Source organism: Streptomyces sp. DSM 118878 (assembly GCF_052936595.1).
Genome location: NZ_CP193622.1, coordinates 5,760,257 through 5,779,685, shown reverse-complemented (window position 1 = coordinate 5,779,685; position 19,429 = coordinate 5,760,257). Strand labels below are relative to the sequence as shown.

The window sequence follows — 19,429 nt, the reverse complement described above, 5'->3', positions numbered from 1 at the left end:
TTGCGAATCTCTACATGGCGATCGGGACGGCCCGCAACATCGGCCCCACAGAAAGCCAGAACCCCTCCTCCACCACAGGTCCACACCAGGCAACTGGGAGTCGGCCCTTCCCGTGCGGGGGGATTCGTGAAAGCGTTCACATTCACAAGCAATCTGCATGTAATACCAAGGAGAGGTAGCAGCCATGGACTGGCGTCACAACGCCGTTTGCCGCGAAGAAGACCCCGAGCTCTTCTTCCCCATCGGCAACACCGGTCCTGCGCTGCTGCAGATCGAGGAAGCCAAGGCCGTCTGCCGCCGCTGCCCCGTCATGGAGCAGTGCCTGCAGTGGGCGCTCGAGTCCGGCCAGGACTCCGGCGTCTGGGGTGGCCTCAGCGAGGACGAGCGCCGCGCAATGAAGCGCCGCGCCGCTCGCAACCGTGCACGCCAGGCCAGCGCCTGACGCCCACACCCCCGACGAGCCTGAGCTTGGCGGCGCGTACAGCGTGTACGCATCTCCCCCCGAGCCGCAGCCGCGCAGTACCCCCGATGCGCAACGCAACGTGAGCAGTGAGCCCCGGACCATTTCGGTCCGGGGCTCACTGCTGTGTGCTGCCCGGTTCACGGCCGGCGCCGCCGCGGCCGCTGTCGCCGTTACTTGTCGCCGTGGATCGGGATGTCGAGGAGCACCTGCGTGCCGCGCTCGGGGGCGCGGACCATGTCGAAGCCGCCGCCGAGCTCCCCCTCGACGAGGGTGCGGACGATCTGCAGGCCGAGGTTGCCGGAGCGGTGCGGGTCGAAGTCGTCCGGCAGACCGACGCCGTCGTCCTGGACGGTGATCAGCAGCCGCACATCCTTGCTGGTGCCGCCGCGCACCGCCGAGACCTCGACCGTGCCGGTGTCCCCCTCGCGGAACCCGTGCTCCAGGGCGTTCTGAAGGATCTCCGTGAGCACCATCGACAGCGGTGTCGCCACCTCCGCGTCGAGGATGCCGAAGCGTCCGGTGCGCCGGCCCCTGACCTTGCCCGGCGAGATCTCGGCGACCATCGCGAGGACCCGGTCGGCGATCTCGTCGAACTCCACGCGCTCGTCGAGGTTCTGGGAGAGCGTCTCGTGGACGATGGCGATGGAACCCACGCGGCGCACCGCCTCCTCCAGCGCCTCCCGGCCCGTGGCCGAGTCGATGCGGCGGGCCTGGAGACGCAGCAGCGCGGCGACCGTCTGGAGGTTGTTCTTCACCCGGTGGTGGATCTCCCGGATGGTCGCGTCCTTGGTGATCAACTCCCGCTCACGTCGGCGCAGTTCCGTGACGTCGCGCAGGAGTACGAGTGAACCGATGCGTGGCCCCTTGGGCTTGAGCGGGATCGCGCGGAGCTGGATCACTCCGTCTCCGCCCTCGATCTCGAACTCACGCGGCGCCCAGCCGCTGGCGACCTTGGCCAGGGCTTCGTCCACCGGACCGCGCGAGGGCGCGAGTTCGGCGGTGGCCCGGCCGAGGTGATGACCGACCAGATCGGCGGCGAGGCCGAGGCGGTGGTAGGCGGAGAGGGCGTTCGGCGAGGCGTACTGGACGACGCCGTCGGCGTCTAGCCGCAGCAGACCGTCCCCCACGCGCGGGGACGCGTCCATGTCCACCTGCTGGCCCGGGAAGGGGAACGACCCGGCGGCGATCATCTGCGCGAGGTCGGAGGCCGACTGAAGATAGGTCAGCTCAAGACGCGAAGGCGTGCGGACCGTCAGCAGGTTGGTGTTGCGGGCGATCACTCCCAGTACACGCCCCTCCCGTCGTACGGGGATGGACTCCACCCGCACCGGGACCTCCTCGCGCCACTCGGGGTCGCCCTCGCGGACGATGCGGCCCTCGTCCAGGGCCGCGTCCAGAAGAGGGCGCCGGCCGCGCGGTACGAGGTGGCCGACCATGTCGTCCTGGTAGGAGGTGGGGCCCGTGTTGGGCCGCATCTGCGCGACCGAGACATAGCGGGTGCCGTCACGGGTGGGAACCCAGAGCACGAGGTCGGCGAAGGACAGGTCGGAGAGCAGCTGCCACTCCGAGACCAGCAGATGCAGCCACTCGAGGTCGGAGTCACCGAGGGCGGTGTGCTGGCGTACGAGGTCGTTCATGGAGGGCACGAGTGGAGCGTACCTGTCGTGCACGGCGGCTCCCGTCGAGCCGCGGCGCCAGGGCGGGACCCTCGACCCGCCGCGGCACCGCAGCCCTTCAGGTGCATCGGCCGCCAGAATGTGCGGTACTGGTCGGCCGATCAGGAGGTTCCGGCGCGGTCAGGGCAGAGAGCGCCGGCCCCTCGGTCCGCTCGCCTGTGCGGGGAGAGCGGAGGCTTTACCCTCGCATTGTGGACTAGACCATTCTCGGATGTCTACGCGTCGACGGATCTTTGTTCTCGCCGCTTCTCGTCGCTTCCTCCGAGGGGCGCGCCCGCGGGGAATCAGCCCCTGTTCCCCGGCAGTCCACTCCCCGGCCACGCCGACATCGCCAGAGCCGCCACCGCTTCCAGGTCCTCCCTGCTGGCGCCGTCCCTGGCCTGCTGGGACATGCCCTGGAAGACCGCTCCCGTGTAGCGGGCGAGGGCCGAGGGGTCGGCGCTCTGCGGCAGCTCGCCCGCCGCGACGGCCGCGGCGACGCGGGCCTCGATGTCGGCGATGTTGGCGTTCCGCCGCTCGCGCAGGGCCTCCTCCACCTCCGGGGTCGTGCAGTTCGTGGCGGCGGTGATGACCAGGCAGCCGCGCGGATGGGCGGGGTCGGTGAAGGCGGCCGCGGCCTCGCGCAGCATCCGCTCCACACCGCCGCGCACGGTGGGCTCCTCGTCGAAGGCGGACCCGCCGAAGACGCCGTACCTGGCGCCGTACCGCACGACGACCTCGTCGAAGAGCGTGCGCTTGTCGCCGAACGCGGCGTAGAGGCTGGGGGCGCCGATACCCATGACGCGGGTCAGGTCCGAGACCGACGTGCCCTCGTACCCGTGCTCCCAGAAGGCCTTGATCGCCTGTTCGAGCGCCGTCTCGCGGTCGAAGGAGCGGGGGCGGCCGCGCTGTTTCGTCGCCATGGAGTGAATTGTATAGCGGGCGCTAGTAAATGGAGGCGACGTGGGTTACGGTTCTTTCTGTAGCGAGCACTAGCTAATTCCGTCGGAAAGATCCACGGAGAGATCCGCAGAGGATCCACGAAGAGATCCACGAAGGATCCGCAGAGGATCCACGGAGAAAGAGGGGGCGTCTGTCATGGGTATGTCCGAGGGCAGGCTTGCGGGAAAGACGGCACTGGTCACGGGGGCGAGCCGGGGCATCGGGCGAGGAATCGCCGAGCGGCTCGGGCGGGACGGGGCGCGGGTCGCCGTGCACTACGGCAGCAATGAGACGGCCGCGAAGGAGACGGTGACCGCGATCGAGGCCGCGGGCGGCTCCGCCTTCGCGATCCGCGCCGAGCTGGGCGTCTCCGGCGACGCCGAAGCGCTCTGGGCGGAGTTCGACCGGCACGCGGACGGCCTGGACATCCTGGTGAACAACGCGGGCATCGGGCTGTACGGCAGGGTGGACGAAGTGCGCGAGGAGGACTACGACCGGGCGTTCGCGGTCAACACCAAGGCGCTGTACTTCATCGTGCAGAAGGGCCTCGGCCGGCTGAGCGACGGCGGCCGCATCATCAACATCTCCTCCGGGGTCACCCGGATCGCCTTCCCGGTCACCATCGCGTACTCCATGACGAAGGGCGCGGTGAACGTACTCACGCACACGCTCGCCCAGGAGCTCGGCCCCCGCGGGATCACCGTCAACGCGGTGGCGCCGGGGATCGTCGAGACGGAGATGATGCGGGGCGCCCCCGAGGAGCAGCGGGCGGAGATGGCGGGGTACTCGACCTTCGGCCGCATAGGTCAGCCCGCCGACGTGGCGGACATCGTCTCCTTCGTCGCCTCGGACGACGCGCGATGGATCACCGGCCAGTACATCGACGCGACGGGAGGTTCCGCGCTGGGGCTGTGACGGCCGGGGCCGGCGACGGGCGGGGCCGGCGACGGGCGGGACCGGTGACGACCGGGGGCCAGCGACCGGCGGGACTGGCGACCGCCGGGGCCGGCGACGGGCGGGGACGGCGACCGCCCGGGCCGGTGGCGGGTGCGGACGGCGTCGCCCCGGCCCGGGGAAGTTCGGCGGGCGCGGGGCGGGCGGAGGGGTCAGCATGGGCGGGGGAAAGGACTGTTCTCGGGGCGCGGCTCTGCTAGATTGGTCTATACCACCACCTTCATAGAGCCCTCTCCAGATCGGCAGGCCCAGCGTGGAAGTTGTCATCGTCCCGGACGCCACGGCAGGCGGCGAGCTCATCGCGGAGGCCATGGCCGCCCTGGTGCGCCGTAAGCCTGACGCCCTGCTCGGTGTCGCCACCGGATCCACCCCCTTGCCCATCTACGAGGCGCTGGCCGCCAAGGTCGCCGCCGGTGACGTGGACGCGTCGCGGGTGCGGATCTGCCAGCTCGACGAGTACGTGGGCCTGCCCGCCGGGCACCCGGAGTCCTACCGCTCCGTCGTGCTGCGCGAGGTCGTCGAGCCGCTCGGGCTGAGCGAGGCCTCGTTCATGGGCCCGAACGGCAGCGCCAAGGACGTGCAGTCGGCGTGCGTGCAGTACGACAAGGCGCTGGCCGAGGCCGGTGGCGTCGACCTCCAGCTCCTCGGGATCGGCACGGACGGGCACATCGGGTTCAACGAGCCGTGCTCGTCGCTCGCTTCGCGTACGCGGATCAAGACGCTGACGGAGCAGACGCGGGTGGACAACGCGCGCTTCTTCGACGGGGACATCGAGCAGGTCCCGCACCACGTGATCACCCAGGGGATCGGGACGATCCTGGAGGCGCGGCACGTGGTGCTGCTCGCCACGGGTGAGGGCAAGGCGGACGCGGTGGCCGCGACGGTCGAGGGGCCTGTCGCCTCCATCGTCCCCGCGTCGGCCCTGCAACTGCATCCGCACGCCACGGTGGTCGTGGACGAGGCCGCCGCGTCGAAGCTGAAGCTCGCGGAGTACTTCCGGCACACCTTCGCCGACAAGCCTGCCTGGCAGGGACTGTAAAGAGGGGCCTGGCTCAGGTCGTGCCGAAAGGGGCGCCCCCCGCTGGGGGGCGCCCCTTTCGTTTGGTGGGCCTTGGCCCGGCGGGCCTTGGCTCGGCGGGCCCTTCGGCTCGGGCCGTTCGAGGGTGGGTCAGCCCGCGGTGATGACTTCTGCCGCCGCCTCGCCGCAGACCCTGGCCGCGCCGCGGGTGGCGATGTGGAGGGCGCCGGTCGGGGCGGACTGGGGGACGCCCATTTCGACCACGATGGTGTCGGGGCGGGCGGCGAGCAGGGTGTCCAGGGCCGCGGACATCCAGCCGTGGCGGTGGGCGTCGCGGACGACCGCGACGATGCGCCGCTCCCCCGCCGCCGCGAGGGCCTCGGTGCCCGCCGCGCCGCCGGAGAACGTGCCCGCCGTGGTGCCGGGGAACCTGCGCTCCAGTTCGGCCGTGACGCCCCACGGGGTCTCGTCGCCGACCGCGATGTTCGGGAGGGGGCTGAAGGTGGCGACGTAGGGCGCCGAGGTGAGCGGAGCGGCGTAGGTCTCGCCGCGGGTGACCGTCAGGGCGCGGCGGGCCGCGACCAGGCCGATCCCGCTGTCGGGTGCGCTCCCCGAACGATCGGGCGCGCCCGAACCGCCTGACGTCGCGGCCCAGCCCGCCAGGGCCCGTACGCGGTCGGCCGCGTCGGCGAGGCGTTCCTCGGGCAGTTCGCCCGAGCGCACCGCCGCGACGAAGGCGTCCCGCAGCCGCAGCACGGTCCCCTCGTCCGAGGGCCCGCCACCCGTGCAGATCGCGTCGGCGCCGGCGGCGATGGCGAGGACGCAGCCGCGTTCGAAGCCGTACGTGCCGGCGATGGCCTGCATGTCCATGCCGTCGGTGACGATGAGTCCCTCGTAGCCGAACTCCTCGCGGAGCAGGCCGGTGAGGATGCGGCGGGAGAGCGTTCCGGGGTTGTCCGGGTCGAGGGCCGGGGCCAGGACGTGGGCGCTCATCACGGCCCGCGTGCCCGCGGCGATCGCCGCGCGGAAGGGCGCGAGGTCGCGGGAGTTCAGGACGTCCCTGTCGACGTCGATGACCGGCACGGAGTGGTGCGAGTCGATCGCCGTGTCGCCGTGCCCCGGGAAGTGCTTGGCGGAGGTGGCGACGCCGGAGGACTGCATGCCCTCGACGTAGGCGGCGGTGTGCCGGGCCACGAGTGCGGGGTCCGCGCCGAAGGAACGTACGCCGATGACGGGGTTGTCGGGGTTGGCGTTGACGTCGGCCGAGGGCGCCCAGTTGAGGTTGATGCCGCAGGCGGCGAGGCGGCGGCCGAGGTCGGCGGCGACCTCGCGGGTCAGCGTCGTGTCGTCGACGGCGCCGAGCGCGTGGTTGCCCGGGTAGGAGGAGCCGGTGCGCACCTCCAGGCGGGTGACGTCGCCGCTCTCCTCGTCGATGGCGATCAGGAGGTCGTCGCGCTCGGCGTGCAACTGCGCGGTGAGGGCGGCCACCTGCTCGGCGGTGCGTACGTTGCGGCCGAACAGGCTGACGGAGGCGAGGCCTTCGCCGATCCGGCGGCGCAGCCAGTCCGGTGCGGCGGTGGTGCCGTCGAAGCCGGGCTGGAGCACGGCCAGGGCGTTACGGGTGAGGGTGTCACCAGCGGGCGTCGTGAGTGTCGTCATCAGGCGTTATCCCTTCACTGCGCCGTCGGTGAGGCCGCTGACGGCCCTGCGCTGCAGGAAGACGAAGAGGATCAGGATCGGGACGGCGAAGAGGGAGGCGGCGGCCATGGTGGCGCCCCAGTCGTCGCCGAAGGCGGTCTGGAAGCTGGAGAGCCAGACCGGCAGGGTCTTGGCCTCGGCCTCCTTGTTGAGCACGAGGACCAGCGGGAACTCGTTCCAGGCGGTGATGAAGCCGAAGAGCGAGGTCGACATCAGGCCGGGTGCGAGCAGCGGCAGGATCACCCGGCGGAAGGCCTGCATACGGGTGCAGCCGTCGACCATGGCGGACTCCTCCAGCTCCTTGGGCACCGCGGCGACGAAGCCGCGCAGCGTGAGGAGGGTGAAGGGCAGGATCATCACCATGTAGAAGAGGGTCAGCGGGATCAGGCTGTTCAGCATGTCCGCGTCGCGCACGATGATGTAGATCGCGATGACCATGACTTCCCAGGGCGCCATCTGCGCCAGCATGAAGCCGATGATGAAGCCGCGCCGGCCCTTGAACCGCATGCGGGCGAGGGCGAACGCCGCGGTCACGCCGATGATGAGGGAGAAGAGGACCGCGAGGAGCGTCACGGTCAGGGAGTTGCCGACCATGGTCCAGAAGTGGTCGGCGTCCATCGCCGTCTTGAAGTGCTCAAGCGTGGCGTCGGTCGGGAACCAGACCGGGTCCTCGGCGATGATGTCGCCGGTCGGCTTGAAGGCCGTCGCGAACATCCAGTACACGGGGAAGACGCAGAGGACGAAGATGACGACGGCGACCAGGTTGGGCCACAGCCGGCCCAGCAGCGAGCGGTTCACAGCTCGTCCTCCTCTTGCTTGAGCACGATCCGCAGGTAGAACGAGGTGATGGCCAGCAGGATGATGATGGTGAGCAGCGCGATGGCGGCACCCATGCCGAAGTGCTGGTTGCCCATGCCCTCGATGTAGGCGTAGACGGGAAGGATCTCGGTCAGCCGGTCGGGGCCGCCCTCGTTGATCGTGAAGACCTGGACGAACGCCTTGAAGACCCAGATGATCTCCAGGAACGTCGTGGCGTAGAGGAAGGGCCGCAGGTACGGCAGTGTGACCTGGGTGAACTGCTTCCAGGCGCCGGCGCCGTCCAGCGCGGCGGCCTCGTACAGCTCCTTGGGGATGGTGGTCGTGGCGGCGTACAGGTTGATCGCCACGAAGGGGATGGACATCCAGACGACCAGCAGCAGGACGACGAAGAAGGTCGAGTACTGCGTGGCCAGCCAGTCGTGGTCGGCCATCGACTCGAAGCCGATCTTGGCGAGCACCCAGTTGACGACGCCGAAGCGCTGCGCGAACAGCCACTGGTAGACCGTGCTCGCCGCGACGACGGGCATCGCCCAGGTGAGGACGAGGCCGAGCAGGAGGAACGTGCGCATCTTCTGGCCGAGGCGGGCGAGGAGCAGTCCCACCAGCGTTCCGAGGGCCATGATCAGCACGACGTTGACGGCGGTGAAGGCGATCGAGCGGCCGGTGACCCGCCAGAAGTCCTCGCCGGTGAGGACTTCCTTGTAGTTGTCGAATCCGTTCCACTCCGTCAAGTGCAGAATGAACTGCCGCATGTTGAGGTTCTGGAACGACAGCACCCCGTTGTTGACCAGCGGCCAGCCGAGCAGCAGCAGGGTGACGGCTATCGCGGGGGCGAGGAGCAGATAGGGCGCCACCCCGGCGAGACGTTTTGGTCCCCCGCGCGGGGTACTGGGCTTCGGCCCGCCTGCCGGTGTCTGCACCTCCGTCGGGCCGGAGGGCGGCCGTTCGGTCTTCTGCACGGTCATGCTCGCCATCTCTTTCGTGGGCATCGCGGTACGCAGAGGTGAGCCGGGGGCGGCGAGGTCGTGTCACCCGCCGCCCCCGGCAGGAGGGGCGTCCTTACTGCTTCTGCGACAGGCGCTTGTTGAGCTCGCCCTCGACCTGCTTGGCGGCGTCGGCAGGCGACTTACCGTTGAGCACCGCGGTCATGTAGTTCTTGATCGGGTTCGGCGGGTTCTCGACCGCGCCCCACTCCGGGATCAGCGGGGTGGTACCGCCGCCCGCGGTGGCGGGAGCGGCTGCCTCGGCGGCCGGGTTGCCCTTGAGGTTGGACTCCAGGGCCTTCTTGTTCGGGATCGTGCCGCCTTCCTTGGCGAACTGACCCTCGAACTTGTCGGACAGCGCGATCTTCAGGAACTCCTTGGCGAGCTCCTGCTTCTTGCTGGTCGCGGCGATGGCGAGGTTGGAGCCGCCGAGGAAGACGCCCTCGGGCTTGTCGGCGGTGGCGCCGGGGATCGTGAAGAAGCCGATGTCCTTCTCGATCTTCGGGTTGGCCTTGACGGCGGTGGGCGCTTCCCAGCTCATGCCGATGAAGGCGCCGGTCTTGCCCTTGGCGAAGACCTCGGCCTGCTGCGGGGTGGCCTCGTCCTTGTTCTTGGGGGCCTTGGAGAGGTCCGCGAACTGCTTGTACGTCTTCATCGCCTTGGTGATCTTGGGGTCACCCAGGTTGGAGACGTACTTGTCGCCGTCCTTCTTGACCAGCTCGGCGCCCTCACCGATGGTCAGGCCGACGAAGTGGTACCAGTTCTGGCCGGGCATGTAGATCGGCTCGGCATCGGTCTTCTCGGCGATCTGCTTCAGGTTCTTGAGGAACTCGGCGCGGGTCTTCGGAAGCTCCTTGATGCCGGCGTCGGCCCAGATCTTCTTGTTGTAGACCACGACGCGGTTCAGGACGAACCACGGGGCGGCGTACTGCTTGCCGTCGATGACCGAGGCCTTGTTCATCGACTCGGTCCAGTCGGCGCCGATGGACTCCTTGAGGTCACCGAGCTCCGCGAGGCCGCCGGTCTTGGCGTACGCCGCGGTCTGGGTGTTGCCGATCTCGAAGACGTCCGGCGGGTTCTCCTCGGAGAGGGCCGTGGTCAGCTTCTGCTGAATGCCGTTCCACTGCTGGACCTCGAACTTCAGCTTCGCGCCGGTCTTCTTCTCGAAGGCGGCCGTGACGTCCTTCTGCCACTGGTCGGGCGTCGAGCCGTCCATCGCCCACAGCGTCAGCGTCTGGCCCTTGAAGCCGTCGGCCCCTCCGGCGTTGTCGTCGCTGTCGCTGTCGCCGCCGCATGCCGCGACCGAGACCAACATGCCCGCGACACCAATGGCCGCTATGAGCTTGCGCTTCACGTCACCCTCCTCAAGGGATGCCAGTCAACCCCCCACCCGCAGCGACCGAATGGACCGAGATCTGCCCGTGGGACTGGAACCTGGTCTTTAATGGTGTAGACCAGTACGGGGAGCTTGGCCTAGACCTTTAGGGGTGTCAAGGGTGTATAAGAAGGGCTGTCACGTCCGTTATCGGACCGACACCTGAGGAGCGGGACTCCCCCTTCGCACCTCGACTTCGCACCCCGGATTCCCGGCGGGCGACTTTCGTTCGGGCGACTTTCGTTCGAGCAGGGGGACCCAGGGCCGTACCGTGCCACGATGTGAGCCGCGACAGACGGAGGAGCCGGTGACGGCAGCAGCACAGGAGCCGAACCAGTCGCTGAAGAGCGGCGGCCGGGAGACGGGTGGGCGGACCATGGGCACCGAGGCGGGCAGTACCAGGATCGACGCGGGCGCGCCCGCGTCGACCGACGGCACGGGCGCCCCGAGCATCGGCCGCACCGCGCGCGTACCCAAGTACTACCGTCTGAAGCGGCACCTCCTCGACATGACGGAGACGCTGCCGCCCGGCACCCCCGTCCCCCCGGAGCGCACGCTCGCCGCCGAGTTCGACACCTCGCGCACGACGGTCCGCCAGGCCCTTCAGGAGCTGGTCGTCGAGGGCCGCCTGGAGCGCATCCAGGGCAAGGGCACCTTCGTCGCCAAGCCGAAGGTGTCGCAGGCACTGCAACTGACCTCGTACACCGAGGACATGCGCGCCCAGGGCCTGGAGCCGACCTCGCAGCTCCTGGACATCGGCTACATCACCGCCGACGACACCCTCGCCGGGCTGCTCGACATCGGCGCGGGCAGCCGGGTCCTGCGCATCGAGCGGCTGCGCCTGGCCAACGGCGAGGCGATGGCCATAGAGACCACGCACCTCTCGGCCAAGCGCTTCCCCGCGCTGCGCCGCTCCCTGGTCAAGTACACCTCGCTCTACACCGCCCTCGCCGAGGTCTACGACGTGCACCTCGCCGAGGCCGAGGAGACCATCGAGACCTCGCTGGCCACCCCGCGCGAGGCCGGCCTGCTCGGCACCGACGTCGGCCTGCCCATGCTGCTGCTCTCCCGGCACTCCCTGGACGGCGAGGGCCGGCCCGTGGAGTGGGTGCGCTCGGTCTACCGCGGCGACCGCTACAAGTTCGTGGCCCGCCTGAAGCGGCCGATGGACTGAGAACGCCCCGCCCTCCCCACGAGTCCCGTACGCGGTCTGGCGCGCGGCACTCCACTGCCCTACGTTCCTGACGTCATCGCATGATGAACGGGAGGACGGCCCGGTGCGCAGAGCGAATCCCCGAACCATCGTCGTCTGGAGCCTCGTCGCGCTGGTCGGCGCCGCGGGCTGGAGTGTCCTCGCGCTGGCGCGCGACGAGGAGGTGTCGGCCGCCTGGATGGTGGCCGCGGCCCTCGGCTCGTACGCCATCGCCTACCGCTTCTACTCGAAGTTCGTCGCGCACAAGGTCCTGAAGGTCGACAGGACCAGGGCGACGCCCGCCGAGCGGCTCGACAACGGCATCGACTTCCACCCGACCGACCGCCGCGTCCTGCTCGGCCACCACTTCGCGGCGATCGCGGGCGCGGGCCCGCTGGTCGGCCCGGTGCTGGCCGCGCAGATGGGGTATCTGCCGGGCACCATCTGGATCATCGTCGGCGTGATCTTCGCCGGGGCCGTGCAGGACATGGTCGTGCTGTTCTTCTCCACCCGGCGTGACGGCAAGTCGCTGGGCCAGATGGCGCGCGAGGAGATCGGCCCCTTCGGCGGGGCCGCGGCCCTGCTCGCCGCCTTCGCCATCATGATCATCCTGCTCGGCGTGCTGGCCCTGGTGATCGTCAACGCGCTCGCCGAGTCGCCGTGGGGCACCTTCTCCATCGCGATGACCGTCCCCATCGCCCTGCTGATGGGCTTCTACCTGCGGGTGCTGCGTCCCGGCCGGGTCAGCGAGGTCTCCCTCATCGGCATCGCGCTGCTGCTGCTCGCGCTGGTCGCGGGGCGCTGGGTCGCGGAGTCCTCGCTCGCCGACACCTTCACCCTCGCGCCGTCGACGCTGGTCATCTGGCTGGTCGCGTACGGGTTCATCGCCTCGATCCTCCCGGTGTGGATGCTCCTCGCGCCGCGCGACTACCTCTCGACCTTCATGAAGATCGGCACCATCCTGCTGCTCGCCCTCGGCGTGGTGGTCACCCTGCCGACGCTGAAGATGGACCCGGTGACCGACTTCGCCTCCCGCGGCGACGGTCCCGTCTTCGCGGGCTCGCTGTTCCCCTTCGTCTTCATCACCATCGCGTGCGGGGCGCTCTCCGGCTTCCACGCGCTGATCTCCTCGGGCACGACACCGAAGATGATCCAGAAGGAGACGCAGGTCAGGATGGTCGGCTACGGCTCCATGCTGATGGAGTCGGCCGTCGCGATCATGGCGCTCGTCGCCGCGTCCATCATCGACCCCGGGCTCTTCTTCGCGATGAACGCGCCCGCGGGCGTCGTCGGCGACACCGTCCAGGAGGCGTCGAAGGCCGTCGCGGGCTTCGGGTACTCCATCTCCCCCGCCGAGCTCGCGCGCGCCGCCGAGCAGGTGGAGGAGTCGTCGCTGCTCTCGCGCACCGGCGGCGCGCCCACGCTCGCCGTCGGCGTCTCCGAGATCTTCTCGAAGGTCACCGGCGGCTCGATGCGGGCCTTCTGGTACCACTTCGCGATCATGTTCGAGGCGCTGTTCATCCTGACCGCGCTCGACGCGGGCACGCGCGTGGGGCGCTTCATGCTCCAGGACATGCTCGGCAACGTGTACAAGCCGTTCAGGAACGTGAGCTGGAAGCCCGGCCTGATCCTGACCAGCGCAGCCGTCACCGGTCTGTGGGGCTACTTCCTCTGGGTCGGCGTGCACGAGCCGCTCGGCGGGATCAACCAGCTCTTCCCGATCTTCGGCATCGCCAACCAGCTCCTCGCCGCCGTCGCCCTGGCCGTCTGCACGACGCTGCTCGTGAAGTCGGGGCGCCTGAAGTGGGCCTGGATCACCGCGGTGCCGCTCGCCTGGGACGCCACCGTGACGCTCACCGCGAGCTGGCAGAAGGTGTTCTCCGACGACCCCCGCGTGGGCTTCTTCCAGCAGCGCTCCGACTACCAGGACGCCATCGAGGCGGGCAAGGTCCTGCCGCCCGCCAAGTCCATGGACGACATGCACACGGTGGTCACCAACTCCACGGTGGACGGGGTGATCTCGGCGGTCCTCGCCCTGCTCATCGTCGTCGTGATCGTGGACGCGGCGCGGGTCTGCGTCCGGCACATCCGCGACCCGTGGGCCTCGCGGCTGAGCGAGGCCCCGTACGTGGAGTCGAAGCTGACGGCCCCCGCCGGACTCTTCCCCACCCGCGAGGAGAAACAGGAGGCCTCGCGGCAGGAGCCGGCGGCCCACCCATGACCGCACTGCTGCTGCGCGGACTGCGCTGGATGCGCTGGTACGTCCGCGAACTCACCGACGAGACGGCGTACGAGCGGTACGTGGCGCACGTACGCAAGGAGCATCCGGCCGCGGCCGTGCCCGACCGCCGGGCCTTCGAGCGGATGCGGACACAGACACAGGAGTCGGACCCCCGGCAGGGCTTCCGCTGCTGCTGAGCCCCGCACGCCGCAAGGGCGAGTCCCGTCCGTTATTCGGACAGGGGTTCCATAGCGCGAGACTCTCGCTTAGATTTCCCGCACGTTAAGCATGGGATAAGTGAGTGAACGGGAGCCGCGATATGTCAGATGCGCCTGAAGTGAACAGACCGGTGGTCACGCCGGTCCGCGTGGTCATCGCGGTCTGCCTTGTCGCGCCGTTCGTGGCGATGCTCTGGGTCAGCTCGTACGCCAAGATCGACCCGACCTTCATCGGCATCCCGTTCTTCTACTGGTACCAGATGCTGTGGGTGGTCATCTCCACGGCGCTCACGATGATCGCCTACAAACTGTGGCAGCGTGACCAGCGCGCCCGCAAGACCGAGCAGGTCCAGGGGGGTGCGGGCCGATGAACGTCCTCGCAGCAGGCGCCGGCGGTGTCAACGGCATCGCGCTCGCCGTCTTCATCTTCTTCTTCATCGCCGTCACGGTGATGGGCTTCCTCGCCGCGCGCTGGCGCAGGGCCGAGACCGAGAGCCTGGACGAATGGGGCCTCGGCGGCCGCTCGTTCGGCACCTGGGTCACCTGGTTCCTGCTCGGCGGCGACCTCTACACCGCGTACACCTTCGTCGCCGTGCCCGCGGCGATCTACGCGGCGGGCGCGGCCGGCTTCTTCGCGGTGCCGTACACGATCCTCGTCTACCCGCTGATCTTCACCTTCCTGCCGCGGCTCTGGTCGGTCTCGCACAAGCACGGCTATGTGACGACCTCGGACTTCGTGCGCGGACGCTTCGGCTCCAAGGGGCTCTCCCTGGCGGTCGCGGTCACCGGCATCCTCGCCACGATGCCGTACATCGCGCTCCAACTCGTGGGCATCCAGGCCGTGCTGGACGTCATGGGCGTCGGCGGCGGCCCCGACACCAACTGGTTCATCAAGGACCTGCCGCTCCTCATCGCCTTCGCGGTGCTCGCGGCGTACACGTACTCCTCGGGTCTGCGCGCCCCCGCCCTGATCGCGTTCGTGAAGGACGGCCTGATCTACCTCGTCATCGCCGTGGCGATCATCTACATCCCGATCAAGCTGGGCGGGTTCGACGAGATCTTCCGGGCGGCCGACGCCAAGTTCTCCGCCGCCAACGACGCCGCGGGCAAACCCGTCGCGGGCCTGGCGCCGGCGCAGACCGGGCAGTGGACGTACGCGACACTGGCCCTCGGCTCCGCGCTCGCGCTCTTCATGTACCCGCACTCGATCACGGCGACGCTCTCCTCCAAGAGCCGCGACGTGATCCGCCGCAACACCACGATCCTGCCGCTGTACTCGCTGATGCTCGGCCTGCTCGCGCTGCTCGGCTTCATGGCGATCGCGGCCGGGGTCAAGGTGGAGAACGGGCAGCTCGCGATCCCGCAGCTCTTCGAGAACATGTTCCCCGACTGGTTCACGGGCGTCGCCTTCGCCGCGATCGGCATCGGCGCGCTCGTCCCCGCCGCCATCATGTCGATCGCCGCCGCGAACCTTTTCACCCGCAACATCTACAAGGACTTCATCAGGCCGGACGCGACGCCCGCGCAGGAGACCAAGGTCTCCAAGCTGGTCTCGCTCCTGGTGAAGGTCGGCGCGCTGGCCTTCGTCCTCACCATGGACAAGACCGTCGCGATCAACTTCCAGCTCCTCGGCGGCATCTGGATCCTCCAGACCATGCCCGCGCTGGTCGGCGGCCTGTTCACGCGCTGGTTCCACCGCTGGGCGCTGCTGGCCGGATGGGCGGTCGGCATGCTCTACGGCACCCTGGCCGCGTACGGCGTCGCCTCTCCCTCGCAGAAGCACTTCGGCGGCTCCTCCGACGAGATCCCCGGCATCGGCGAGATCGGCTACATCGGCCTCACCGCGTTCGTCCTGAACGTCGTCGTGACGGTGGTCCTCACCTTCGTCCTGAGGGCCATGAAGGCCCCCGACGGCATCGACGAGACCTCGCCCGAGGACTACACCGCGGACGCGGGAGACCCCGGCGTCGCCACGGAACTGCCCCCGGCCACCGCGGGCGCCGCCCACTGACCGCACCCCTCGCACGGGCCCCCGGGGGCCCTCTCCGGAGATGACGCAGGGCCGCCGGGCAACCGGCGGCCCTGCGTCATCTCCGCGTACCGACACAAGATGTGGGCCCGCTTCGGCGAGCCAGCACAAGATGTATGCTCATGCTCGCTGTCGCCGCAGGGGAATCCGGTGCAAGTCCGGAACTGTCCCGCAACGGTGTACGTGTACGCATTTGGCGTACGCGGAGTCCGAAGACCTGTCGGCAGCGCACCCGTGCCGTCCGGCCCGGGTGCCGACCGTCCGGGCCTCGCGGAGTGGGCCGGTGGACGTGGTGCACCGCCCTGCGCGCGTGCTGCCCGTGCGCCTTCCCCTCCCCTGGCCCAGAGCCGAGCGAGGGAGTGCCCCACGTGACCATCGCGCCTGCCGAACCAGCGTCAGCGACGAAGCCGCCGACCGCCGAGGGCGGCGAAGGAACCGACGGCCCGGGAACCGCGCTGCTGCGCACCCTGACCGACCTCACCGCCGACCTGCCCGACGCCGACCCCGGCCGGGTCGCCGCCGCCGCGCTGCGGGGCCGCTCGGCCCGTGCCGACGAGGCGGAGCTGCGGGAGCTCGCCACCGAGGCCGCCGCGGGGCTCATCTCCGAGGACCCGGAGTACTCGAAGCTCGCGGCCAGGCTGCTCTCGATCGGCATCCGCGAGGAAGCGGCGACGCAGGGCGTGCGCTCCTTCACCGACTCCATCGCGGTGGGCCACCGCGAGGGTCTGATCGCCGACCGCACGGCGTCGTTCGTGACGGAGCACGCGGCCCGGCTCGACGCGCTGGTGGACGCGGCTCTCGCGGACGGCGCCGACTTCCGCTTCGGCTACTTCGGCCTGCGCACCCTGCACGGCCGCTATCTGCTGCGCCACCCCCTCACCCGCCAGGTCATCGAGACCCCGCAGCACTTCATGCTGCGCGTCGCGAGCGGCCTCGCGGAGGACGAGGGTGCCCGCGCGGTGGACGAGGTCGCCGCGCTGTACGGCCTGATGAGCCGCCTGGACTACCTGCCCTCGTCGCCGACGCTCTTCAACTCCGGCACCCGCCACCCGCAGATGTCCTCCTGCTACCTCCTCGACTCCCCGCTGGACGAGCTGGACTCGATCTACGACCGCTACCACCAGGTCGCGCGCCTCTCCAAGCACGCGGGCGGCATCGGACTCTCGTACTCCCGCATCCGTTCCCGCGGTTCGCTGATCCGCGGCACGAACGGCCACTCCAACGGCATCGTGCCGTTCCTGAAGACCCTCGACGCCTCGGTCGCCGCCGTGAACCAGGGCGGCCGGCGCAAGGGCGCCGCCGCGGTCTACCTGGAGACCTGGCACTCCGACATCGAGGAGTTCCTCGAACTGCGGGACAACACCGGTGAGGACGCGCGCCGCACGCACAACCTCAACCTCGCGCACTGGATCCCGGACGAGTTCATGCGCCGGGTCGCCGCCGACCAGGACTGGTCGCTGTTCTCCCCCGCCGACGTGCCCGACCTCGTGGATCTGTGGGGCGAGGAGTTCGACGCCGCCTACCGCGGGGCGGAGGCCGCCGGGCTCGCGAAGAAGACCCTCCCGGCCCGGGAGCTGTACGGCCGCATGATGCGCACCCTCGCGCAGACCGGCAACGGCTGGATGACGTTCAAGGACGCCGCCAACCGCACCGCCAACCAGACGGCGGAGCCCGGCCACACCGTGCACTCCTCCAACCTCTGCACGGAGATCCTGGAGGTCACGGACGACGGCGAGACGGCGGTCTGCAACCTCGGCTCGGTCAACCTCGGCGCGTTCGTGGACACGGCCGCCGGTGACATCGACTGGCAGCGGCTCGACGAGACCGTCCGTACCGCCGTCACCTTCCTCGACCGCGTCGTCGACATCAACTTCTACCCGACCGACCAGGCCCGGCGCTCCAACGCCAAGTGGCGCCCGGTGGGCCTGGGCACGATGGGCCTCCAGGACGTCTTCTTCCAGCTCAAGCTGGGCTTCGACTCCCCCGAGGCGCGCGCCCTGTCCACCCGCATCGCCGAGCGGATCATGCTCGCCGCGTACGAGGCCTCCGCCGACCTCGCCGAGCGGAGCGGCCCCCTCCCCGCCTGGGAGAAGACCCGCACCGCGCGCGGCGTCCTGCACCCGGATCACTACGACGTCGACCTGACGTGGCCGGAGCGCTGGGCCGCGCTGCGGGAACGTATCGCCGTGACCGGCATGCGCAACTCGCTGCTGCTCGCCATCGCGCCGACCGCCACCATCGCGTCCATCGCGGGCGTCTACGAGTGCATCGAGCCGCAGGTCTCCAACCTCTTCAAGCGCGAGACGCTCAGCGGTGAGTTCCTCCAGGTCAACGCCTATCTGGTGAAGGAGCTGAAGCGGCTCGGCGTCTGGGACGCGCAGACCCGCGAGGCACTGCGCGAGGCCAGCGGCTCCGTGCAGGGCTTCGGCTGGATCCCCGAGGACGTGCGCGCGCTGTACCGCACGGCGTGGGAGCTCCCGCAGCGCGGCCTCATCGACATGGCCGCCGCGCGCACGCCGTTCCTCGACCAGGCGCAGTCCCTGAACCTGTTCCTGGAGACGCCGACCATCGGCAAGCTCTCCTCCATGTACGCCTACGCCTGGCAGCGGGGCCTGAAGACCACGTACTACCTGCGCTCGCGCCCCGCCACGCGCATCGCCCGCGCGGCCGGCTCCGGTGCGACCGCCGCCACCGCCCCCGCCCCCGCGCAGGTCACGGCAGCCGAAGACGCCGTCGCCTGCTCCCTGGAAAACCCCGAGTCCTGCGAGGCCTGCCAGTAATGAGCACCACGACCAACAGCACGAAGAACCTCCTCGACCCGGGCTTCGAGCTGACCCTGCGCCCCATGCGCTATCCGGACTTCTACGAGCGCTACCGGGACGCGATCAAGAACACCTGGACCGTGGAGGAGGTCGACCTCCACTCCGACGTCACCGACCTCGCGAAGCTCTCGCCCGGCGAGCAGCACATGATCGGCCGTCTCGTCGCGTTCTTCGCGACCGGTGACTCGATCGTCTCGAACAACCTGGTGCTCACGCTCTACAAGCACATCAACTCCCCCGAGGCGCGGCTCTACCTGAGCCGTCAGCTCTTCGAGGAGGCCGTGCACGTGCAGTTCTATCTGACGCTGCTCGACACCTATCTCCCCGACCCGGAGGACCGCGCGGCGGCCTTCGACGCGGTGGAGGAGATCCCCTCCATCCGCGAGAAGGCGGAGTTCTGCTTCCGGTGGATGGACTCCGTCGAGAAGATGGACCGGCTCGAGTCCCAGGCCGACCGGCGCCGCTTCCTGCTCAACCTCATCTGCTTCGCCGCGTGCATCGAGGGCCTGTTCTTCTACGGTGCCTTCGCGTACGTCTACTGGTTCCGCAGCCGCGGCCTGCTGCACGGCCTCGCGACCGGCACGAACTGGGTGTTCCGCGACGAGACGATGCACATGAGCTTCGCCTTCGACGTCGTCGACACCGTCCGCAAGGAGGAGCCCGAGCTCTTCGACGACGCGCTGGGGACGCAGGTCACGGACATGCTGAAGGAGGCCGTGGAGGCCGAGCTCCAGTTCGCCCGTGATCTGTGCGGCGACGGCCTGCCGGGCATGAACACCGACTCGATGCGCGAGTACCTCCAGTGCGTCGCCGACCAGCGGCTCCAGCGGCTCGGCTTCGCGCCGGTCTACGGCTCGTCGAACCCGTTCTCCTTCATGGAGCTCCAGGGCGTGCAGGAGCTGACCAACTTCTTCGAGCGGCGGCCCTCGGCGTACCAGGTCGCGGTGGAGGGCTCGGTCTCCTTCGACGACGAGTTCTGAGAGCCTGGGTCATCACCTCGGCGCGGACCGGTCCGGGTGTGCCCGCCCCCGTCACGGGGG

General features: G+C 69.6%; 16 protein-coding genes and 1 riboswitch. Of the genes, 10 read left to right on the top strand and 6 right to left on the bottom strand.

The features are described from left to right. The first annotated feature begins 184 nt into the window (after positions 1–184). Positions 185–442 (top strand): WhiB family transcriptional regulator, encoded by a 258-nt coding sequence (locus ACRAKF_RS25820; RefSeq protein WP_016639615.1) that lies wholly within the window; start codon positions 185–187, stop codon positions 440–442. Positions 443–633: 191 nt separating this feature from the next. Here ACRAKF_RS25820 and ACRAKF_RS25815 read toward each other — a convergent pair whose 3' ends face one another. Beyond that, positions 634–2,100 (bottom strand): PAS domain-containing sensor histidine kinase, encoded by a 1,467-nt coding sequence (locus ACRAKF_RS25815; RefSeq protein ID WP_447042170.1) that lies wholly within the window; start codon positions 2,098–2,100, stop codon positions 634–636. Positions 2,101–2,423: 323 nt separating this feature from the next. Then, the gene (locus ACRAKF_RS25810) at positions 2,424–3,041 is read right to left on the bottom strand and encodes a TetR/AcrR family transcriptional regulator (protein WP_447039918.1); all 618 of its coding nucleotides are present in this window, start codon (positions 3,039–3,041) and stop codon (positions 2,424–2,426) included. A gap of 175 nt (positions 3,042–3,216) precedes the next feature. Between ACRAKF_RS25810 and ACRAKF_RS25805 the strand changes: the two genes are divergently transcribed. Together ACRAKF_RS25805 and nagB are read left to right on the top strand one after the other, a co-directional pair. Continuing rightward, positions 3,217–3,975, top strand: a complete 759-nt coding sequence (locus tag ACRAKF_RS25805) for an SDR family oxidoreductase (protein WP_447039917.1) — start codon at positions 3,217–3,219, stop codon at positions 3,973–3,975. Positions 3,976–4,267: 292 nt separating this feature from the next. Further along, positions 4,268–5,053 (top strand): glucosamine-6-phosphate deaminase, encoded by a 786-nt coding sequence (gene nagB, locus ACRAKF_RS25800; protein WP_447039916.1) that lies wholly within the window; start codon positions 4,268–4,270, stop codon positions 5,051–5,053. Between the two features lie 129 nt (positions 5,054–5,182). On the opposite strand, the gene ACRAKF_RS25795 is transcribed toward nagB, so the two are convergent. The 4 genes from ACRAKF_RS25795 to ACRAKF_RS25780 form a co-directional block, all read right to left on the bottom strand. Then, positions 5,183–6,691, bottom strand: coding sequence for a glycoside hydrolase family 3 protein (locus ACRAKF_RS25795; protein ID WP_447039915.1), 1,509 nt, complete (start codon positions 6,689–6,691; stop codon positions 5,183–5,185). A gap of 6 nt (positions 6,692–6,697) precedes the next feature. Then, positions 6,698–7,528, bottom strand: a complete 831-nt coding sequence (locus tag ACRAKF_RS25790) for a carbohydrate ABC transporter permease (protein ID WP_447039914.1) — start codon at positions 7,526–7,528, stop codon at positions 6,698–6,700. Next, on the bottom strand, positions 7,525–8,514 hold the full coding sequence (locus tag ACRAKF_RS25785) for a carbohydrate ABC transporter permease (protein WP_447039913.1): 990 nt from the start codon (positions 8,512–8,514) through the stop codon (positions 7,525–7,527). The genes ACRAKF_RS25790 and ACRAKF_RS25785 overlap by 4 nt, the downstream gene beginning before the upstream one ends. Positions 8,515–8,608: 94 nt before the next feature. Beyond that, entirely contained in the window at positions 8,609–9,886 is a 1,278-nt protein-coding gene (locus ACRAKF_RS25780) for an extracellular solute-binding protein (protein ID WP_447039912.1), read from the bottom strand. Between the two features lie 397 nt (positions 9,887–10,283). Here ACRAKF_RS25780 and ACRAKF_RS25775 point away from each other — a divergent pair, with 397 nt between their 5' ends. From ACRAKF_RS25775 to ACRAKF_RS25745, 7 genes are all read left to right on the top strand, one after another. Beyond that, entirely contained in the window at positions 10,284–11,081 is a 798-nt protein-coding gene (locus ACRAKF_RS25775; protein WP_447042169.1) for a GntR family transcriptional regulator, read from the top strand. A gap of 103 nt (positions 11,082–11,184) precedes the next feature. Continuing rightward, positions 11,185–13,320 (top strand): carbon starvation CstA family protein, encoded by a 2,136-nt coding sequence (locus ACRAKF_RS25770; protein WP_447039910.1) that lies wholly within the window; start codon positions 11,185–11,187, stop codon positions 13,318–13,320. Then, entirely contained in the window at positions 13,317–13,517 is a 201-nt protein-coding gene (locus ACRAKF_RS25765) for a CstA-like transporter-associated (seleno)protein (protein WP_447039909.1), read from the top strand. Before ACRAKF_RS25770 ends, ACRAKF_RS25765 begins: the two co-directional genes overlap by 4 nt. Positions 13,518–13,639: 122 nt before the next feature. Further along, complete coding sequence (locus tag ACRAKF_RS25760; RefSeq protein WP_447039907.1) at positions 13,640–13,909, top strand: DUF3311 domain-containing protein; 270 nt, start codon at positions 13,640–13,642, stop codon at positions 13,907–13,909. Continuing rightward, the gene (mctP, locus tag ACRAKF_RS25755; protein ID WP_447039906.1) at positions 13,906–15,549 is read left to right on the top strand and encodes a monocarboxylate uptake permease MctP; all 1,644 of its coding nucleotides are present in this window, start codon (positions 13,906–13,908) and stop codon (positions 15,547–15,549) included. Before ACRAKF_RS25760 ends, mctP begins: the two co-directional genes overlap by 4 nt. 134 nt (positions 15,550–15,683) lie before the next feature. Continuing rightward, positions 15,684–15,806, top strand: a riboswitch (cobalamin riboswitch). 129 nt (positions 15,807–15,935) lie between these two features. Beyond that, on the top strand, positions 15,936–18,347 hold the full coding sequence (locus tag ACRAKF_RS25750; protein ID WP_447039904.1) for a ribonucleoside-diphosphate reductase subunit alpha: 2,412 nt from the start codon (positions 15,936–15,938) through the stop codon (positions 18,345–18,347). Next, entirely contained in the window at positions 18,347–19,369 is a 1,023-nt protein-coding gene (locus ACRAKF_RS25745; RefSeq protein ID WP_447039902.1) for a ribonucleotide-diphosphate reductase subunit beta, read from the top strand. Before ACRAKF_RS25750 ends, ACRAKF_RS25745 begins: the two co-directional genes overlap by 1 nt. Positions 19,370–19,429 lie beyond the last annotated feature (60 nt).

Excerpts from the sequence above, each read along its gene's own strand:
- ACRAKF_RS25820 (WP_016639615.1), top strand. The coding sequence starts at position 185 with ATGGACTGGCGTCACAACGCCGTTTGCCGCGAAGAAGACCCCGAGCTC.
- ACRAKF_RS25815 (WP_447042170.1), bottom strand. The coding sequence starts at position 2,100 with ATGAACGACCTCGTACGCCAGCACACCGCCCTCGGTGACTCCGACCTC.
- ACRAKF_RS25810 (WP_447039918.1), bottom strand. The coding sequence starts at position 3,041 with ATGGCGACGAAACAGCGCGGCCGCCCCCGCTCCTTCGACCGCGAGACG.
- ACRAKF_RS25805 (WP_447039917.1), top strand. The coding sequence starts at position 3,217 with ATGGGTATGTCCGAGGGCAGGCTTGCGGGAAAGACGGCACTGGTCACG.
- ACRAKF_RS25795 (WP_447039915.1), bottom strand. The coding sequence starts at position 6,691 with ATGACGACACTCACGACGCCCGCTGGTGACACCCTCACCCGTAACGCC.
- ACRAKF_RS25785 (WP_447039913.1), bottom strand. The coding sequence starts at position 8,514 with ATGACCGTGCAGAAGACCGAACGGCCGCCCTCCGGCCCGACGGAGGTG.
- ACRAKF_RS25775 (WP_447042169.1), top strand. The coding sequence starts at position 10,284 with ATGGGCACCGAGGCGGGCAGTACCAGGATCGACGCGGGCGCGCCCGCG.
- ACRAKF_RS25765 (WP_447039909.1), top strand. The coding sequence starts at position 13,317 with ATGACCGCACTGCTGCTGCGCGGACTGCGCTGGATGCGCTGGTACGTC.
- ACRAKF_RS25760 (WP_447039907.1), top strand. The coding sequence starts at position 13,640 with ATGTCAGATGCGCCTGAAGTGAACAGACCGGTGGTCACGCCGGTCCGC.
- mctP (WP_447039906.1), top strand. The coding sequence starts at position 13,906 with ATGAACGTCCTCGCAGCAGGCGCCGGCGGTGTCAACGGCATCGCGCTC.
- ACRAKF_RS25745 (WP_447039902.1), top strand. The coding sequence starts at position 18,347 with ATGAGCACCACGACCAACAGCACGAAGAACCTCCTCGACCCGGGCTTC.